Annotated in this window: 16 protein-coding genes, 1 pseudogene and 2 other annotated features; of the genes and pseudogenes, 12 read left to right on the forward strand and 5 right to left on the reverse strand. The window is 34.0% G+C overall.

The features are described from left to right. Nucleotides 1-162: 162 nt before the first annotated feature. Complete coding sequence (locus tag SB773_RS29100; RefSeq protein WP_107887449.1) at nt 163-642, reverse strand: hypothetical protein; 480 nt, start codon at nt 640-642, stop codon at nt 163-165. 252 nt (nt 643-894) lie between these two features. Then, nucleotides 895-1,106 (forward strand) — a binding site (T-box leader). A gap of 105 nt (nt 1,107-1,211) precedes the next feature. Between SB773_RS29100 and aspS the strand changes: the two genes are divergently transcribed. The 3 genes and pseudogenes from aspS to SB773_RS29115 all read left to right on the forward strand — a co-directional run bounded on the left by aspS (nt 1,212) and on the right by SB773_RS29115 (nt 5,334). Beyond that, nucleotides 1,212-2,510 (forward strand): aspartate--tRNA(Asn) ligase, encoded by a 1,299-nt coding sequence (aspS, locus tag SB773_RS29105; RefSeq protein ID WP_410593661.1) that lies wholly within the window; start codon nt 1,212-1,214, stop codon nt 2,508-2,510. Between the two features lie 169 nt (nt 2,511-2,679). Continuing rightward, nucleotides 2,680-2,928, forward strand: a binding site (T-box leader). Between the two features lie 115 nt (nt 2,929-3,043). Beyond that, on the forward strand, nt 3,044-4,384 hold the full coding sequence (locus SB773_RS29110; protein ID WP_410593663.1) for a sodium-dependent transporter: 1,341 nt from the start codon (nt 3,044-3,046) through the stop codon (nt 4,382-4,384). Nucleotides 4,385-4,420: 36 nt separating this feature from the next. Beyond that, nucleotides 4,421-5,334 (forward strand): annotated as a pseudogene (locus SB773_RS29115) (alpha/beta fold hydrolase). A gap of 39 nt (nt 5,335-5,373) precedes the next feature. Here SB773_RS29115 and SB773_RS29120 read toward each other — a convergent pair. Beyond that, on the reverse strand, nt 5,374-5,949 hold the full coding sequence (locus SB773_RS29120) for a nucleotidyltransferase family protein (RefSeq protein WP_410593665.1): 576 nt from the start codon (nt 5,947-5,949) through the stop codon (nt 5,374-5,376). Between the two features lie 24 nt (nt 5,950-5,973). Beyond that, the gene (locus SB773_RS29125; RefSeq protein ID WP_410593686.1) at nt 5,974-6,771 is read right to left on the reverse strand and encodes a lipid II flippase family protein; all 798 of its coding nucleotides are present in this window, start codon (nt 6,769-6,771) and stop codon (nt 5,974-5,976) included. Between the two features lie 191 nt (nt 6,772-6,962). On the opposite strand from SB773_RS29125, the gene SB773_RS29130 reads away from it, so the two are divergent. The 6 genes from SB773_RS29130 to SB773_RS29155 all read left to right on the forward strand — a co-directional run bounded on the left by SB773_RS29130 (nt 6,963) and on the right by SB773_RS29155 (nt 12,792). After that, nucleotides 6,963-7,628, forward strand: a complete 666-nt coding sequence (locus tag SB773_RS29130; protein ID WP_410593667.1) for an HAD family hydrolase — start codon at nt 6,963-6,965, stop codon at nt 7,626-7,628. A gap of 370 nt (nt 7,629-7,998) precedes the next feature. Beyond that, on the forward strand, nt 7,999-9,438 hold the full coding sequence (locus SB773_RS29135) for a GntP family permease (RefSeq protein WP_410593669.1): 1,440 nt from the start codon (nt 7,999-8,001) through the stop codon (nt 9,436-9,438). Between the two features lie 298 nt (nt 9,439-9,736). Next, nucleotides 9,737-10,936: an iron-containing alcohol dehydrogenase gene (locus SB773_RS29140; RefSeq protein WP_410593671.1), complete on the forward strand. Its 1,200-nt coding sequence runs from the start codon at nt 9,737-9,739 to the stop codon at nt 10,934-10,936. Between the two features lie 159 nt (nt 10,937-11,095). After that, the gene (locus SB773_RS29145) at nt 11,096-11,806 is read left to right on the forward strand and encodes an aspartate/glutamate racemase family protein (RefSeq protein WP_410593673.1); all 711 of its coding nucleotides are present in this window, start codon (nt 11,096-11,098) and stop codon (nt 11,804-11,806) included. Nucleotides 11,807-11,881: 75 nt separating this feature from the next. After that, nucleotides 11,882-12,355 carry an SAM-dependent methyltransferase gene (locus tag SB773_RS29150; protein ID WP_410593675.1) on the forward strand — a complete coding sequence of 158 codons (474 nt, stop codon included), beginning with the start codon at nt 11,882-11,884 and terminating at the stop codon, nt 12,353-12,355. Next, nucleotides 12,352-12,792 carry a GNAT family N-acetyltransferase gene (locus SB773_RS29155; protein ID WP_410593677.1) on the forward strand — a complete coding sequence of 147 codons (441 nt, stop codon included), beginning with the start codon at nt 12,352-12,354 and terminating at the stop codon, nt 12,790-12,792. The genes SB773_RS29150 and SB773_RS29155 overlap by 4 nt, the downstream gene beginning before the upstream one ends. 55 nt (nt 12,793-12,847) lie before the next feature. On the opposite strand, the gene SB773_RS29160 is transcribed toward SB773_RS29155, so the two are convergent. Together SB773_RS29160 and SB773_RS29165 are read right to left on the reverse strand one after the other, a co-directional pair. Next, nucleotides 12,848-13,375 (reverse strand): HAD-IIIA family hydrolase, encoded by a 528-nt coding sequence (locus SB773_RS29160; RefSeq protein ID WP_410593679.1) that lies wholly within the window; start codon nt 13,373-13,375, stop codon nt 12,848-12,850. Nucleotides 13,376-13,404: 29 nt separating this feature from the next. Beyond that, a complete protein-coding gene (locus tag SB773_RS29165) occupies nt 13,405-13,836 on the reverse strand; it encodes a GNAT family N-acetyltransferase (protein WP_410593681.1) in 432 nt (143 codons plus the stop codon). 166 nt (nt 13,837-14,002) lie between these two features. Here SB773_RS29165 and SB773_RS29170 point away from each other — a divergent pair, with 166 nt between their 5' ends. The 3 genes from SB773_RS29170 to SB773_RS29180 all read left to right on the forward strand — a co-directional run bounded on the left by SB773_RS29170 (nt 14,003) and on the right by SB773_RS29180 (nt 16,775). Next, on the forward strand, nt 14,003-14,713 hold the full coding sequence (locus tag SB773_RS29170; RefSeq protein ID WP_060750297.1) for an ABC transporter ATP-binding protein: 711 nt from the start codon (nt 14,003-14,005) through the stop codon (nt 14,711-14,713). After that, nucleotides 14,706-15,920 carry an ABC transporter permease gene (locus SB773_RS29175; protein ID WP_410593684.1) on the forward strand — a complete coding sequence of 405 codons (1,215 nt, stop codon included), beginning with the start codon at nt 14,706-14,708 and terminating at the stop codon, nt 15,918-15,920. The genes SB773_RS29170 and SB773_RS29175 overlap by 8 nt, the downstream gene beginning before the upstream one ends. 267 nt (nt 15,921-16,187) lie before the next feature. Further along, nucleotides 16,188-16,775 carry a YpjP family protein gene (locus SB773_RS29180; protein WP_002012605.1) on the forward strand — a complete coding sequence of 196 codons (588 nt, stop codon included), beginning with the start codon at nt 16,188-16,190 and terminating at the stop codon, nt 16,773-16,775. Nucleotides 16,776-16,869: the final 94 nt, after the last annotated feature.

Below are 16,869 nucleotides of genomic sequence, written 5' to 3' on the forward strand. Positions count from 1 at the left end.
TCTTTTGAAGAAAATTTAGCCATAAAAAATGCACCTCCAATTGTTAGACCGTGTCTAACAATTGGGGTGCACTTCATTAAAAGCCACGATTTTTTTATTTGCTTAAGAACTGGTACTGGAAAATTTATTGGTAGCGGTAATAATATACATATACCGATAAGTTCACTTTACTGCTTCTTTAAAAACAAAATGCTCTTTAAATTTTCTAGATTCAACTTTTTGACCGTTTCTCATGGAGCGGAAAGGATGTTCTTGCCACGTAATGATCACGTCAACCTTATCTGATTTTGTAGAAACTGGAAAATTAGCGTGTTCAAATCCAGTTTTTCCGCCCGCTAAACGACTTTCTTTTAGGGAAAAGAGTTCATATTTTGTTTTCATATTTGGTTCATTCCGAAAAACTTCAACTTGTACATTATACACTTCACTTTTCCCAAGATTTTTTACAGAGAAATGATATGTTTGAAATGCACCTTTTTTTGGTTGTAACAATTTTTCACTCGTTCTTTTTACTTCATCAATATTTACTTGCCATTGATCAGAATTTTGAGAGATTGGTAAAGATTTTGGTGAATAGGCATATGCTTCATTAACTACAACTAAGCATAATAGTAGGAGAAAGAAACTAATTGTTTTTTTCATATGTACACCTCCGATAAAACTTTAATAATAATATGCGTGGGAAACGTGTGATTTATGTAATAAAATGGAAAAAAGTTCGATTGAAAGAATTTGAGAAGGATAAAACATTTCTAAGCTGTCAAATGATAATTGTATAGAGTTCAATGTTCATGTTACATATCTTTAGAAGGGGTCTGGTTAGTGAGAAATCGCAATATTTTTCTAAAAGGGCTTGCGTTTTATAAAGTAAAGAGATAGAATACTCTGTAAATATAAAAAGTGATGATTAGGAAAAGTACATGATGCAGGGGTCTACAGAGAGCAATCGGTTGCTGGGAAGATTGCGATACCGCATGATGGAAAGACACCTGTGAGTGTTGCTTTGAACGTGATAATTAGTAAAAGCAAACGGTACCTACCGTTATCAGGGCTAAGATGGTCATTATGACAATTTGGGTGGTACCGCGGAAAAATCCGTCCCTATTTATAGGGGCGGATTTTTGTATTCTTTGAAAGGAGGTGAGTGACCGTGGATGATGACGATGACAACAATAATGTAAATAAAAATAAAACTATTGGAGGGAAATGTAATGGATCAAATAATGAAGCGTTCACTCACACGAGAATGTACGGAACATGGCGGGAAGGTTGTATTACTACAAGGATGGGTAAAAAAGATTCGTCATCTAGGGAATGTTAGTTTTTTATTATTAAGGGACCGAACGGGAGTTATTCAATGTGTATTAGAAAACGAGTTAGCCGGATACAAAGTTGATGTTGAAAGTGTGGTCCAAATAATTGGAGAAATAGTAGAGACACCGAAAACAGAATTAGGTGTTGAAATACTTGCACATGAAGTGAAAGTATTAAATGGAGCAGAATCACTCCCATTTGAAATAAATAAAAAAAAGTTACAAGTTGGCCTAGATCAATTATTGAATGAGCGAGTATTATCGTTAAGACATGAGCGAATCGCGGCGATATTTAAAGTGAAATCTATACTCGTTCAGAGCTTTAGTGAATTTCTGATAGAGAACGATTTCACACGTATATTTACTCCGAAAATTGTTTCGCAGGGGGCAGAAGGAGGCGCGAATGTTTTTAAACTTCCATATTTCCAAAAAGAAGCGTATTTAGCTCAATCACCACAGTTTTATAAACAAATGATGGTAGCCGGAGGACTCGAACGTGTTTTTGAAATTGCTCCTGTGTACCGGGCTGAACATCATAACTCTTCAAGACATTTAAATGAATATATATCGTTAGATGTAGAACTTGGATTTATTCATGATTTTCATGAAGTAATGCAATTAGAAACGGATGTTTTACGATATATGTTTCAACAAGTAGCAAAAAACTGTGAAAAAGAATTACAACTACTACAAATAGAAGTACCTGTCATTACAGAAATTCCTAAAATCACATTGGCAGAAGCGCAAGAAATTTTGAAAATGAAGTATCGGAAAGAATCTCCTGAAGGGTATTTAGATACAGAAGGTGAAAAGTTACTAGGGAAATATGTGAAAGAAACATATAATAGTGAATTTGTATTCATTACACATTATCCGAAAGAAGCGAGACCGATGTATACGATACCGAATAAAGAAAATCCAACTATTACTGATTCATTCGATTTATTATATAAAGGATTAGAAATTACATCAGGTGCACAGCGAATTCATAACTATGACATGTTACTTGCTTCTTTTAATGAAAAAGGATTACATCCAGAGAAATTTCAATCTTATTTAAATACATTCCGATACGGTTGTCCACCACATGGTGGTTTTGGGATAGGATTAGAAAGGGTTGTATATAAACTTTTAGAATTAACAAACGTCCGAGAGGCGAGTGCTTTTCCGAGAGATTGTACACGTCTTATACCATAAAAAAGCATCTTCGCGATTATCGCGAAGATGCTTTTTTACTGTTCTTTCATTTTTACATTGAAAGAACAGTAAAAATCCTTTTCGACAAAAAAATAATATATCCCTTGACAGTTATAAATATAACCGATATACTTCATATTAATTTCAAAAGAAAATATATTCTAAATATTAAAATGTGTTGAATAGGAGTAGTAAGGTCATGTATTTGTGCAGAGAGCTATGGGTTGGTGCGACATAGTCAAATGACATCCTGAACTCGCCTAGGAGCAGTAAGGTGGAACGGAATTACATTCTTAGTAAATCTTAACGGTTAACCTTCGATATTAGGTTTGTAATCAAACGATTACTACTAAGGTGGATTCATAATGGAATCAATAAGGGTGGTACCGCGTTAAGTAAATGGCTTAGCGTCTCTTTATATAGAGACGTTGGGCCATTTTTTATTTTATAGAAAAAGAAATGGAGGGTTTATTTGGATAGGTTTATAAAATTTATTTATTTATATAAAGAGATTTAATTAGGAGGAAAATAAGATGAAACAGACGGAGCAATGGACTTCGAAATTAGGTTTTATAATGGCAGCAGCAGGATCAGCAATTGGACTTGGCGCAATATGGAAATTTCCTTATATCGCTGGGAAGAGCGGGGGAGGAGCATTCTTTTTAATTTTTATATTATTTACTGTATTAATTGGATTACCGCTACTTATAGCTGAATTTATGATTGGACGCAGTACACAGAAACAAGCAGTTGGAGCATTTAAAAGTATCGCACCAAATACAGGATGGCACTGGATTGGACGTCTTGGCGTTGGAACTTGTTTTATATTACTTTCATTTTATAGTGTTGTAGGTGGATGGGTACTAATTTATTTATTCAGAGGAGTAACTGGACAACTTATTACTCCGGGACAAAATTACGGTTCGTTATTTACTGAAACAATTGGAAATCCGCTTTGGGCTATTACTGGACATTTCGCTTTTATGTTCATTACGATATGGGTTGTATCAAAAGGTGTACAAAATGGAATTGAAAAAGCAAGTAAATATATGCTACCAGCATTGTTCGTTTTATTTGTCGCTCTTATTATTCGTTCATTAACACTGGATAATGCGATGCAAGGCGTGAAGTTTTTCTTACAACCAGATTTCTCGAAGATTACTTCAGAAAGTATTTTATTCGCAATGGGCCAATCATTCTTTGCGATTAGTATAGGGATTTCGATTATGGTTACGTATAGCTCGTATTTAAATAAAAAAGAAAGTTTACCAAAATCAGCAGTTACGATTGTCGGATTGAATTTATTCGTTTCTTTATTTGCAGGTCTTGCTATATTTCCAGCAGTATTTTCATTAGGAATGGAGCCGACAGAGGGGCCGGGCTTACTATTTATTGTATTGCCATCTGTATTTAGCCAAATTCCATTCGGAGGATTGTTCTTAACTGTATTTCTTGCGCTATTTACATTTGCCACATTAACCTCGGCATTTTCTCTACTAGAGACGGTTGTTTCAGCATTAGCAAATGGTGAACAAGAAAGAAGAGCTAAACTATCATGGATCATTGGGTTCTGCATTTTCCTAGCAGGTATACCATCTGCCTTATCATTTGGAGTATGGAGTGATATTACGATTTTTGGGAAGAATATTTTTGATGCAGTAGACTTCTTATCTAGTAATATATTAATGCCGCTGGGAGCATTATTTATTAGTATTTTCGTATCATTCAAGATGGAAAAGAAAGTGTTAGAAGCTGAATTTTTTGTAGGTGGAAATTACGGAAAGATAGTATTTACTATCTGGGCATTTTTACTTCGATTTGTAGCACCACTTGCGATAGTTATCGTATTTTTAAATGTAATAGGGATTATTTAAGTTTAAATGTTATAATATTCAGCAAAAAAGAAGGTGATGATAATAAAAACAAATTTGATTGAAGTTGGGAAATATATGAACATTAGAGGGAAAAAGCTATACGTTGAAACACATGGAAGTCCTAAAAAAAAACAGTATTATTTTTACACGGTGGTCCAGGTGAAAGCTGTTATGATTTTTCATTTCATCAAGCGGAACGATTAAAAGATTCCTTATATGTAATTATGATAGATCAAAGAGGGGTTTGTCGGTCAGAAGTAATTACCGAAGAAGAAACTTTTGGACTATGTGATTTAATTGAAGACTGTGAAGAACTAAGAAAAGTATTACAAATTGAGAAATGGTCTGTAATTGGACATTCTTTCGGTGGATATTTAGCGTTGTTATATGCGTCGATGTATCCAAATTCAATAGAGAAAGTAATATTTGAAGGTCCGACTTTCGATTTTGCATTAACAAGTAGGGCCTTACTACAAAAGACAGGAACTTTATTAAAAAAGTATGGAAAAGAATTAGTGGCAGAAGACTGCTTTGCTTATTTATCTAATAATGCTAGTTCAGAAGAGTTGTTAGAAGCTTATATAAGAGTAAGCGCTGAATTAGAAGAAAAAAGAATGGAGATTTACAATTATAAGGAAGATGAGACAGACGATAGTTTATATAGTGATGAAGTGTGGGAAGTATTTTCAAATCGTTCCAAAATCCATTTTGATAGATTAAAATCAGAGGGAGCATGTCATACGTCATTATTATCTAAAATAAAAGATATACAAAATCCAATGTTATTAATTGTAGGAAAACATGATGTAGTAACGTGTGAAAAGCAAATTGAAATATTCAATCGAGATGCTCTAAATGGAAAGTATATCATATTCGAAGAAAGTGGCCATACACCACATTATGAGGAAGCTGATCGATTTGCTGAAACAGTCATTCATTTTTTGAACTAAAAAAGAAAGAGCGCTTCGTATAATGCGAAGCGCTCTATTTTAAATTTCTGGATAAGTGATTGTAATATTAGGCCATTTACTTTGCCATTTCTTTTGATTAACTCTTTTGTTGTACATATGTATTCGTTCTTTCGTTTCAAGAAAGTGAGGTGTAGGTTTCACTTGTAATGAAAGTACATCTTCTATTCCGCATGGGGATGTTAATATGACTTTGTTTTGTTCGTCCAAAGAAACACCAAGAGCGGTTGCTGTTTCAGGAAATTTAGAAATAGCATCAACAGAAGAAGAGTATGGCGGCATTCCATTCACTACATGCATGCGAGTTTGATTTTTTACTGACCAAGGGATAGAGGCATCCATATTCGTCAGCTTCTGTTCTAATGATTGTTCGTATACCTCATCTTTATGTAATGCATCATAATAAATGACATCAACGTCTGATGTAGCTGTTCTTACTTTGTAGTTATGTAATGCATCCCAAATTTTAGAACGGACAAACCCGGCACAAATCCACCAATCAGGTAGCTCTAGTGATTTTGCCATTTGTAATACATTCATCATCCATTCGTCGTTTTCTATTAAGTGAATTAAATCTTGCTCTGTTTTTATATTCATTGATAAATACACCTTCCTAGTAGATTAATGCATCAGCTCAATAATCCATAAAATCCAGTGAGCACCTGGTACAAATAAAAGTTGTGCTAATAAGGTGCCGAGAAGTCTAGAAATCATTAGCCAACCATACATTTTACTCATAGATTCAGCGCCATTTTCTGATTGTAAAGCACGTTCTGTCAAAAGTGCTATACGTGGATCGAGTAACACTGTTAATAAAATTGTAGCAAAACCATTCACAAGGCCAGAAGCTGTACTTGCATTTGTTGCGTAATCTGGATTTAGAAAAGAAGCATAAAGGGCAGAAAGAACACCTGCTGTATAAATTGCAGTAGCAAACATGTTAATAAGCATAATACGCTTTGGGATACCACCGATACGCAATCTATGAATCATTTCAAATCTTGGAAAGCGCACATATTTTTTTGTGTATTTTAATTTTTGAATGTTATTTGTTTTCATCATTCGAATGAAAGAACCATCTGTTTCAAAGTTTTGAATGACATATCCAAATAGTTTTGTCAAAGTTGGATAAAGAATAATCGCAAGTAATGTACCGATGGAAGCAGATAATAGTACAAGTCGTATAGTATGCTCTAAATTAATAGAAGCATCTCGTTTTGCGTCATCGACAATCCCGCCAATTAAAAAGGCTTGTAGTAAGTTAGATGTTCTTGAAATAAGCAGTACCATTCCTACAACAGATAAGGCAATGACAATCTTTTTTAAACGAACACCAGCTAATCGAATACTATAAGAACTAGTTTCGACTGCGTGGATGACAATTGTGAAAGCCATTATAAAAATTAATGTAATTGACATTTGTTTCACCAGTTTCTATTAAAATAATTGTAACTTTTTTACTTTATCATATCTTTTGTGATTTTGTAACTGAAAGTATAAGGGTTAAAAAAAGTAATTTTCTGAAAAAACAGATGGTGATAGTATAGTAAAGGGGTAAGTAGGAGAATGGCCTTAATGGGGTACATATAAAATCAGTGGGGGAATTAAATATGTATACAACATTTCTATTTGATTTAGATGGAACATTAACTGATCCGAAAGAAGGGATAATCAATGCTGTTCTATACGTGTTAGAAAAAATGGGGATTGAAGAAGTGAATATAAGTGAGTTAGATTCATTTATCGGTCCACCAATTCAACAATCTTTTGCAGATAGATATAATATGAATGAAATAGAAATAGAACGAGCGGTGTTTTACTTTCGGGAATATTTAAAGCAAAGTGGTTTATTAGAGAATAAAGTATACGATGGAATTGGAGCCCTATTGCAAGAATTAAAGGATGCTGGCAATCGTTTGTTTGTAGCAACTTCAAAACCTACTGTATTTGCGAAACAAGTAATAGAGCACTTTCAGTTAACATCTTTTTTTGAAGAGATTGTTGGGAGTAATTTAGATGGGACAAGAATAAAAAAGGAAGAAATAATTGCTCATATTTTACAAACAAATGAAGAACTTCAAAAAGAAGAAATGGTGATGATTGGTGATAGAAAGCATGACGTAATCGGTGCGAGCAGTAACGGAATTGCTTCAATAGGTGTATTGTATGGATATGGTAGTGAGATTGAATTGAGTGATGCTGGGGCGATTCATATAGTGAAAGATGTCGAAGAGTTACAAAGCTTTTGTATAGAGAATAGTACGATAAAACTATAGAAATAGAACCTAGAAATCCCTTTATAACATAGGACGATGAAATCGTTTTTGTTTAAAGGGATTTTACATATGTAATCGAATACTATAATTAGACAATTTCAGCATGAAAAATTTGTAATAAAGTAAAACTTTAATTAGTGGAAGTTTTGTCCATCCGGCACTGATTAACAGCCCTGACCAATCGGGCTGTTACGAGCAGTTGATATCCCGCCTAGCTTCTGCACATTTGCTGAATTTTAAGGTGGGAGTCTTACTGCCCGCAAATAGCGGGATAAAAAGAGGAGGAATGTCATGGAATAAAAGGGTTCGAAATACGAGTAAAAGTTCGTCACAAAAAGATTGAATTTTCAGTTTAAAAGGAGGGTTATAATTGGAGCTAGTTATTATTTTATTAGCACTTAGTTTACTCATGTTTGTAGCATATAAAGGATTTTCTGTAATATTATTCGCACCGATTTTTGCATTATTTGCGGTATTTTTGACAGAGCCTAGTTTTGTATTACCTTTCTTTTCAAATATTTTCATGGAGAAAATGGTAGGATTTATTAAATTATATTTCCCTGTGTTTTTACTTGGAGCGATATTTGGGAAAGTAGTAGAAATGTCAGGGATCGCTGATTCTATCGCAAAGACGATTGTAGAGTTAGTTGGAGAAAAACGTACAATTTTAGCGATTGTTCTAATGGGAGCTATTTTAACGTATAGCGGTGTTAGCGTATATGTAGTAGTGTTCGCTATATTTCCGTTTGCGGCTAAGTTGTTTCGACAAGCGGATATTCCGAAGCGTTTAATCCCTGGCACAATTGTTCTTGGAGCAGCAACATTTACAATGGATGCACTTCCTGGATCACCACAAATTCAAAATGTAATACCTACAACTTTTTTTAAAACTGATATTTATGCAGCACCGATACTTGGTATTTTAGGCGCAATTTTTGTTTTAACGTTAGGTTTAATTTATTTAGAGAGTAAGCGTAAGAAGGCAAAAGCAGCAGGAGAAGGGTATTTTGGTTTTAATGATGGAAATTCTGAAATGGCAGCATCTTTGCAATTAGAACAAAAAGATATGCCGATATTAAGCAGTATTGAAATTACAAGAGTACAGCAAGTAATTGCGTTTGTACCACTTATTTTAGTAGGTGTAATGAATAAAGTTTTCACAATCATGATACCAAAGTGGTATCCGAATGGCTTTGATTTCTCAGCTATTGGTATGAAAGCATTTGGAAAAGTTGAATTAAGTGCGGTAGTTGGGATTTGGTCTGTAGAATTGGCACTTATTATAGGGATTTTATCAACGCTTTTATTATATTGGAAACGAGTAGTAACTGGATTTCAAGCTGGATTGAATACGAGTATTGGTGGAGCGCTACTTGCAACAATGAATACAGGCGCGGAGTTTGGATTTGGTGGTGTTATTGCAGCACTTCCAGGTTTTGCAATTATGAGAGATAGCATCTCTGCAACTTTCACGAATCCATTAGTGAATGGGGCAGTAACGACGAATATTTTAGCTGGAATTACAGGGTCAGCATCAGGCGGAATGGGGATTGTTTTAAGTGCGATGGGAGATAAATTTATTGCAGCGGCCAATCAATATGATATTCCGTTAGAAGTTATGCACCGCATTGTATCAATGGCATCAGGTGGAATGGATACATTACCGCATAATGGTGCAATTATTACTATTCTAACGGTAACAGGTTTAACACATAAACAGTCATATAAAGATATATTTGCTATTACAATTTTGAAAACGGTTGCTGTATTTGCAGTCATCGCGTTCTATACTTTAACAGGAATCTATTAATACTAGTTAGTATACGAAAAGAAAAGATTTATTAGATTGATATTTTACATAATAAAATATTTATTGTAACTACTCAGTCACTCTATGAAAAATCGGCAGAAAAGTTTTTTAAGTTGGTCGAGAGAGGACCTGGCTATTTATAGGAACGATCAGGGCCTTTCCTGCCACGCGCAAAGTTTTAAAACAAAGTATAAAGGGGGCTTATTTTAACTGGAATAATAGACTTTATCAAACTTCTGAATGAAATGCATGGCTGAGTAGTTGCAAATATTTATTATAGATAGAAGGGGTGGAGTACTTGCAAGAAGTTGCTGAATTTCGTATGCCGAAGTCTGTATTATATGGGAGAAATTCGCTTGAAAAACTAGGGGAGCAATCAAAGAAGTTAGGGAAAAGGGCTTTTATTGTGAGTGATACAATTATGGAGAAATTAGGGTATGTTGAAAGTTGTATTAAGCAATTAAATTCGAAAGGGATTATTGTTAGTACATACAATAAAGTGAACGCTGAGCCTACAAATATACACGTATTAGAAGCTTTATCTATTTGTAAAGAAGGAAAATGTGATTTTATTATCGGTATCGGCGGAGGAAGTTGTATTGATGCTGCGAAAGCAATTGCAGTGTTATATACAAATGGTGGGGAAATTGAAGATTACGTACAAAAGGATGTTGAAATAGAAAAAGATCCGCTACCACTTATCGCAATTCCAACAACTTCTGGTACTGGATCGGAAGTAACAAGTGTAGTAGTAATTACGAATAAAAAAACGGATGTAAAAATGATGATAAAGCATCCGAATTTCACCCCACAAGTAGCGATTATTGACCCGATTTTAACACGTTCGTTACCACCTCATATTACTGCAGCAACAGGGATAGATGCATTATGTCATGCAATTGAAGCTTATTTTTCTAAAGTTTCACAACCTCTTACAGATGTTCTTGCTCTGTCGGCTATTGAAAGCATTATGAAATATTTACGTATCGCATATGAAGATGGAGATAATATGGAAGCAAGAGAAGCAATGATGATTGCTTCATTGCAAGCTGGGATCGCTTTTTCAAATGCATCTGTTACATTAGTGCATGGTATGTCCCGTCCAGTGGGAGCAATATTCCATGTACCACATGGAATATCGAATGCAATACTATTACCTACAGTTTTAGAGTTTACAAAAATGAGTGCAGTAAAAAGGTTAGCGGAAGTAGGACGTAGCTTAAACAAAGATTTGTATTCCTATTCTGATGAAGAAGTAGCGAATTATACCATTGCTGAAATTAAGAAACTTTGTTTTGATCTTTGTATCCCTAATTTAAGAGAATACGGAATTGATGAAGTTGAATTTGAAAATGCTATTTCTAAAATGGCGAAAGATGCTATCGGAAGTGGGAGTCCAAGTTACAATCCACGAGTACCATCTTATGATGAAATAAAAGAGCTCTATCGAAAATGCTTTGATTATAAATATGAGTCTACTACAAAGGTTTTTTTCTGAATATTCTTTAATTATTTCCGTGGAAATGAAGAATAACTTTAAATCGTGTAGAGGGATTATATGTGATAAAGAAAATATTTTTATTACTATAAACAATATTCATTATGTATAAATTATAGTATTAGTTTTGTCTAAAAACATTATCTTGAAGGAGAGCATATGAAATTAATAGGTCTTATTGGCGGAATGAGTTGGGAATCATCTACTGAGTATTACAAAATGATAAATGAAGAAGTAAAAATGAGATTAGGTGGATTGCATTCAGCAAAATGTCTTCTGTATAGTGTTGACTTTGAAGAAATTGAGCGATATCAATCTGAAGGAGATTGGGATAAAGCGGGGGAGGTATTGGGAAATGCAGCTTCTTCTTTGGAGAAGGGTGGTGCTGCTTTTATAATAATTTGTACAAATACGATGCATAAAGTTATTAAGCATATAAAAAATAGAATCAGTATTCCAATATTACATATTGCTGATGCAACAGCGAAGGAAATACAACAACATGGAATTCAATCAGTTGGTCTACTGGGGACAAAATACACAATGGAGCAGGATTTCTATAAATTACGTATAGAAGAAAATGATATAAAAGTAATCGTACCAACAGAAGAAGATAGAGAGAGAATAAATAAAATAATATATAACGAATTATGTTTAGGAAAAATAAACCCACAATCAAGGAAGTATTTTAAAAATGTAATGGAAGATTTGGCGCAAAGAGGAGCAAAAGGCATAATATTAGGTTGTACGGAAATAGGACTATTAGTAAAACAGGAAGATTCAGTAGTTCCTTTATTTGATACAGCACGGATACACGCAATTGAAGCTGTGAATATGTCTTTAAAAAGTAAAGATAATTTTATTATATAAACAAAAATCGTATGTGTGGAAAACATTCAGAAAATATTTTATAATGTAAGTGGTTACATTTAAGGGGGAATGCGGATGTTTTCAGTTCAACCAATCGCATTTGTACATAATGAAAGAATGGAAATTACGGATGATGAGTGGGGAGAAGTAAGATCACTTATTACTTTAAGCGAGTCGTTTACAGAGGAAAGTATACAAGGGATCGAAGAGTTTTCTCATATTGAAGTTATTTTCTATTTTCATAAAGTTACAGATGTACAAATTCAATATTCTGCTAGACACCCTAGAAATAATAGTAATTATCCAAAAGTAGGGGTTTTTGTACAGCGTGGAAAAAATCGTCCGAACCGAATAGGAGCTACAATTGTTAATGTGATAAGAAGAGAGGGAAAAACAATTGTTGTTGAAGGATTAGACGCAATCGATGGTACACCTATATTGGATATTAAGCCTGTTATGAAAGAATTTATACCGAGAGAAGAAATAAAACAGCCTGATTGGGCAACAGACATTATGAAACAGTATTGGAAGGGGAACGAAGTAAAATGAGAATATATGAAGCAACAATTGCAGATTTAGATGGACTAGCATCTGTTTTTAATAACTATCGCGTATTTTATCGACAAGACTCCGATATTGAAGGAGCAAAAGCATTTTTACGAAATCGAATTGAGCGAAAAGAATCAGTCATTTTTGTAGCGGTGGAAGACGGGGAATATATTGGTTTCACACAATTATATCCATCATTCTCATCTATTTCGATGAAGGGATTATGGATATTAAATGACTTATTTGTACAAGCGAAGAAACGCGGGGCAGGAACGGGTAAAAAATTGTTAGAAGCTGCTAAAACGTTCGCTTTAGAAAATGGTGCAAAAGGTTTAAAACTACAAACAGAAATTGATAACTTATCAGCACAGCGGTTATATGCTGAAAATGGATATTTGAGAGATAATCGCTATTTCCATTATGAATTAACTTTTTGAAATATATATAGTTAAATGAGACGCTTTCAAAGTGAAGGCGTCTCATTTAATTTTTTTATTGATGATTTAAAATCCAATTCGTAGCATCCTCAAAGTTTTCTGCAATGTAATTCGGCTCAATATGTGCCCATTTGTCTCGGTATGTATGTAAAGCGTCATATCCAGCACCAGTTCGAACTAATATTGTTGTTGCATTTACTTTTGCACCAGCAACAATATCAGTCCAGCGATCACCAATTACAGCGCATTTTGTTAAATTAAGCTCATGTTTTTCCGCTGCTTGCAGGAGCATACCTGTGCTCGGTTTGCGGCATTCACATCCGCCACCATGTTTATGAGGACATAGGTAAATATCATCAAAACCAAACTCTTTTAATTCTTGCACAAAATCATACGCAGTTGCTTTTCCATCCGCGATACCTGGTTGATTCGTAAAAGAGAAAAGTTTTATATTTTTTGCTTTTAATTTTTGTAGAGATTCTTTCGCAAAAGGAAATAATGTGAAAGCCCCTGGATAATGTATTGTAGTATCACCGCCAATTGTTCCGTCACGATCAATGAATATTGCTTCAATGTTTGTCATAGTTATAGTCCTTTCTTTGTACCAGTAGTTTAAAAATGTTTTACAAATCGATACCCATTTACTTCATAGCCCAATTTTTCATAGAAGGGGTGTGCTTCTTTGCGGCTCATTCCACTAACAAGCCAAGTACCAATACAGTTATGCTCTTTTGCTAATTGTTCTGCGTAGTCCATTAACACTTGTCCAATACCTTTACGACGTATTGTAGAATCAACACTAATAATTGAAATCTCTCCATAACGAGTTACATCTTCTAAATTCTCACGTATGCGAAATCCTAGTAATCCCAAAATAGTATTCTCTTCTTCATATACATATAAAAAATCAAAAGGACTCATTTTTACGAATTGTAAACGATTGTTCATATCTTCATTAGAGATAGAGGACCCTTTTAATTCTTTTGTAAGAGAACAAAGTGAATCTATATCATCTATAGTCGCTTCACGAATTTGAACTGACATATGATCAACCCCATTTACTTTAAAATCTTCAAACATTAAATATTCTGTTAAAGTATGCTTTTTCCTGCTACCGAAACAAATATTTTAGAAATGATATAATACTATATTAAGAGGGATATGTTATCATTTTCCTTGATTGTATTGTAAATGGAAAGAAGGGGAACGTATGCTAGAAGTGAATATTCGCTCAGCCGGATATGAAGTAGGTGAAAAGACAGTTCACGATATTGCATTTGCAATTAAAAAAGGAGAGTTAGTTGCTCTTATTGGTGCAAATGGTGCAGGAAAGAGTACGACAATTAAGTCGATACTCGGTCTACTTGTCAATATGGATGGTGAAATTTCGTTTGGTGAAAAGAAAAATCCATATGCATATGTACCGGAGCATCCCACTTATTATGATTATTTAACTTTATGGGAGCATATTGAATTATTAATGGCTGCCCGTGGAAATGAAGTAGGAAATTGGGAGGCCAGGGCAAGAGAATTATTGCATACGTTTCGAATGGAAAAACATATACATGAATACATATCAAAGTTTTCCAAAGGTATGAAACAAAAATCAATGCTTATACTCGCGTTTTTAACGGAGCCGGATTTCTATATTATTGATGAGCCTTTTATCGGTTTAGATCCAGTAGCTACAAAAGAGTTTTTAAATTATTTATATAAAGAAAAAGAACGAGGCGTTGGGATTTTACTTTGTACACACGTACTAGATACTGCCGAAAGGATTTGTGAAAGGTTTTTGCTTATTTCGAAAGGGACATTGGTAGCAGATGGGAAATTAGAAAAGATCCAAACATTAGCAGAAATGCCAGGGAGTCCATTGTTAGACTGTTTTGATGCAATTGTAAGGCGGGAACAGCATGATTAAACAACAGTTTAATAAAAGGTTACGTCATGAGTTGCAAAGAAAATGGAAGGCGATTCGTTCTGTAACAGATTGGACAGTCGCATTATATATTATTATTCCAGCACTTATATTTGCGGGGATTTACTATCGTTCACTATGGATGAAAGAATTATCGATGGAAGAGACCGTTTATTTTGGATTAGGCTTACTCGCGTTTTATTTTGTCACATTTTCAAGAGGAGTTCGCTCATTCTTTGAGCAAGCAGATAGCTTATTTTTAATTTCATATCCAACTCATATGCGAAAATTAATGAAGATGGGCATTATATATACATTAATTCGAATCGCAATAACGAACGTATGTATAGTATTTATTATGTTACCTATATTGATGAAAAGTATGGGAGCAACAATTATACAAATCGTGCTATTTTGGATTTTCTTTACTGTTTTTCGATTTATGCTATCGTTGTTGACGAGATTCATAAATGTACGTGTGGGGAAACGATGGGTTTTATTGATTATAAAAGATGTTATATTTTCTTTAAGTTTAGTCTACTTTGGAATCAGTATATTTTTCATTTATAAAAATCCATTGTATTCTATACTCTTTATCGGTCTAGCAGCGTTACTTACTGTAGTCTTAGTAAAAGAAAAGATGAATTATAAAAATTATTTTTTTAAAGAAGTTGAGAAAGAAAAAAAAGAAAGTATGCGCTGGATGAGAGGGATAATGCAAATAGGTGGACATGCGGCGAAGCCGAGTAGTTCGAATAAAAAACCGTGGATGTTTCCACATTCTAAAAGACTTTTAGGGAAAAAAGCTGATTCGCGTATCGTTGAATCTTTTTTGAAGGAATTTTTCCGTACAAGTAGTGCACGAATATTTTATATTCAAGTTGTATGTATAAGCACTGTAAGTATTATGATGAGTCCGAGGTGGATTGCAGCTATTATTCTTGTATTTACTTTAGTTGCAATTTCTCGCTATGCGCGTGATTATTGGAATGAATTTACGAAAAAAATGTTTCTTCATTTATATTGTGATGAAGGAAATTTACTTTTGTTAAGATGGAAGGCGGATCGTTATTTACTACTTCCGGCAATACTTTTGTATGGCATAGTTATATTTTCTCATTTTTATTTATTGCTAGCTGTAATTATTGGCGTTGTTTTTATTTTATTAATTGTATGGATTGTATTTTTTCCATTAAAAAAGAACCATTGACGGCTCTTTTTCTAGTCTGTAACACATTGATAAATAAAATACACTAAAACAAGTATACTTGCGGCGGAATACATGACATCTAAAGTCATCTGGTCGCCTCCTCATTAATGTTGTATTTATAGTGTATGAAATCTTACAATTTCATATTCAAGTGAAAAATATGTGAACGTTAACAAAATTGTAAAGTGCAAAAATTAAAATCATTTTGTATAATAGAAGAAACAACCGTTATATAAAATATAATGAGTGAAAGGGGAGGGAACATAAATGCCAAATTGGTTTAGAAAAACCTTAGTCGCATTAATTACCGTATTTACATTTGGTTTAGTGACGCCTCCTTCCATATTGCTTGATAATGCCAAAGCTGCGGACAAGCCTACGAGCACAGCTGGGCAACAAAATTTGGAGAGTACGTCCTATACATATGAAGAAACAAATGATAGGTTAACCACCGATACTTTTGTTAACTATGCGATGCAAGAAGCAGAAAAGCAATCAATGCAAAAATTCGGCTCTAAAATTGGGCCTGTAATTGAAGATGAATTTAAAGATGTTGTATTACCTAAAATTGAAGAGGCAATTGCGGAACTTGCAAATGATGTGCCAGAAGAATCGTTGCAATCATTAGCGATTTCTCAAAAACCAGCTGGCGGAAATAATGAAAAGATTTTTCATGTTTATGACACGAAATCAGGAAATGACTTACTGCGATTTCATGTGAGGAGAGATCATCCACCGCAAGATGGATATTATTTTAATTTCCACTATCATCGTTTTGATGATGGATATTCAGGACACCATGAGTTAGGAAATATTTATTGGAATACGAATGTACCGCCGAAATGGTTGTCTTAATGAAGAACAAGAGAAAATGAAGTGACCCCTAAAAGTTAGACACGGTTATTTCATTAGGCAACTTGATCCAAATGAGTCCGGTATTGTACCGGGC

The organism is Bacillus sp. SIMBA_074 (assembly GCF_046534555.1).
GTDB lineage: Bacteria > Bacillota > Bacilli > Bacillales > Bacillaceae_G > Bacillus_A > Bacillus_A mycoides.

Excerpts from the sequence above, each read along its gene's own strand:
- SB773_RS29170 (WP_060750297.1), top strand. The coding sequence starts at position 14,003 with ATGCTAGAAGTGAATATTCGCTCAGCCGGATATGAAGTAGGTGAAAAG.
- SB773_RS29145 (WP_410593673.1), top strand. The coding sequence starts at position 11,096 with ATGAAATTAATAGGTCTTATTGGCGGAATGAGTTGGGAATCATCTACT.
- SB773_RS29130 (WP_410593667.1), top strand. The coding sequence starts at position 6,963 with ATGTATACAACATTTCTATTTGATTTAGATGGAACATTAACTGATCCG.
- SB773_RS29165 (WP_410593681.1), bottom strand. The coding sequence starts at position 13,836 with ATGTCAGTTCAAATTCGTGAAGCGACTATAGATGATATAGATTCACTT.
- SB773_RS29100 (WP_107887449.1), bottom strand. The coding sequence starts at position 642 with ATGAAAAAAACAATTAGTTTCTTTCTCCTACTATTATGCTTAGTTGTA.
- aspS (WP_410593661.1), top strand. The coding sequence starts at position 1,212 with ATGGATCAAATAATGAAGCGTTCACTCACACGAGAATGTACGGAACAT.
- SB773_RS29180 (WP_002012605.1), top strand. The coding sequence starts at position 16,188 with ATGCCAAATTGGTTTAGAAAAACCTTAGTCGCATTAATTACCGTATTT.
- SB773_RS29150 (WP_410593675.1), top strand. The coding sequence starts at position 11,882 with ATGTTTTCAGTTCAACCAATCGCATTTGTACATAATGAAAGAATGGAA.
- SB773_RS29160 (WP_410593679.1), bottom strand. The coding sequence starts at position 13,375 with ATGACAAACATTGAAGCAATATTCATTGATCGTGACGGAACAATTGGC.
- SB773_RS29125 (WP_410593686.1), bottom strand. The coding sequence starts at position 6,771 with ATGTCAATTACATTAATTTTTATAATGGCTTTCACAATTGTCATCCAC.
- SB773_RS29110 (WP_410593663.1), top strand. The coding sequence starts at position 3,044 with ATGAAACAGACGGAGCAATGGACTTCGAAATTAGGTTTTATAATGGCA.
- SB773_RS29120 (WP_410593665.1), bottom strand. The coding sequence starts at position 5,949 with ATGAATATAAAAACAGAGCAAGATTTAATTCACTTAATAGAAAACGAC.
- SB773_RS29155 (WP_410593677.1), top strand. The coding sequence starts at position 12,352 with ATGAGAATATATGAAGCAACAATTGCAGATTTAGATGGACTAGCATCT.
- SB773_RS29175 (WP_410593684.1), top strand. The coding sequence starts at position 14,706 with ATGATTAAACAACAGTTTAATAAAAGGTTACGTCATGAGTTGCAAAGA.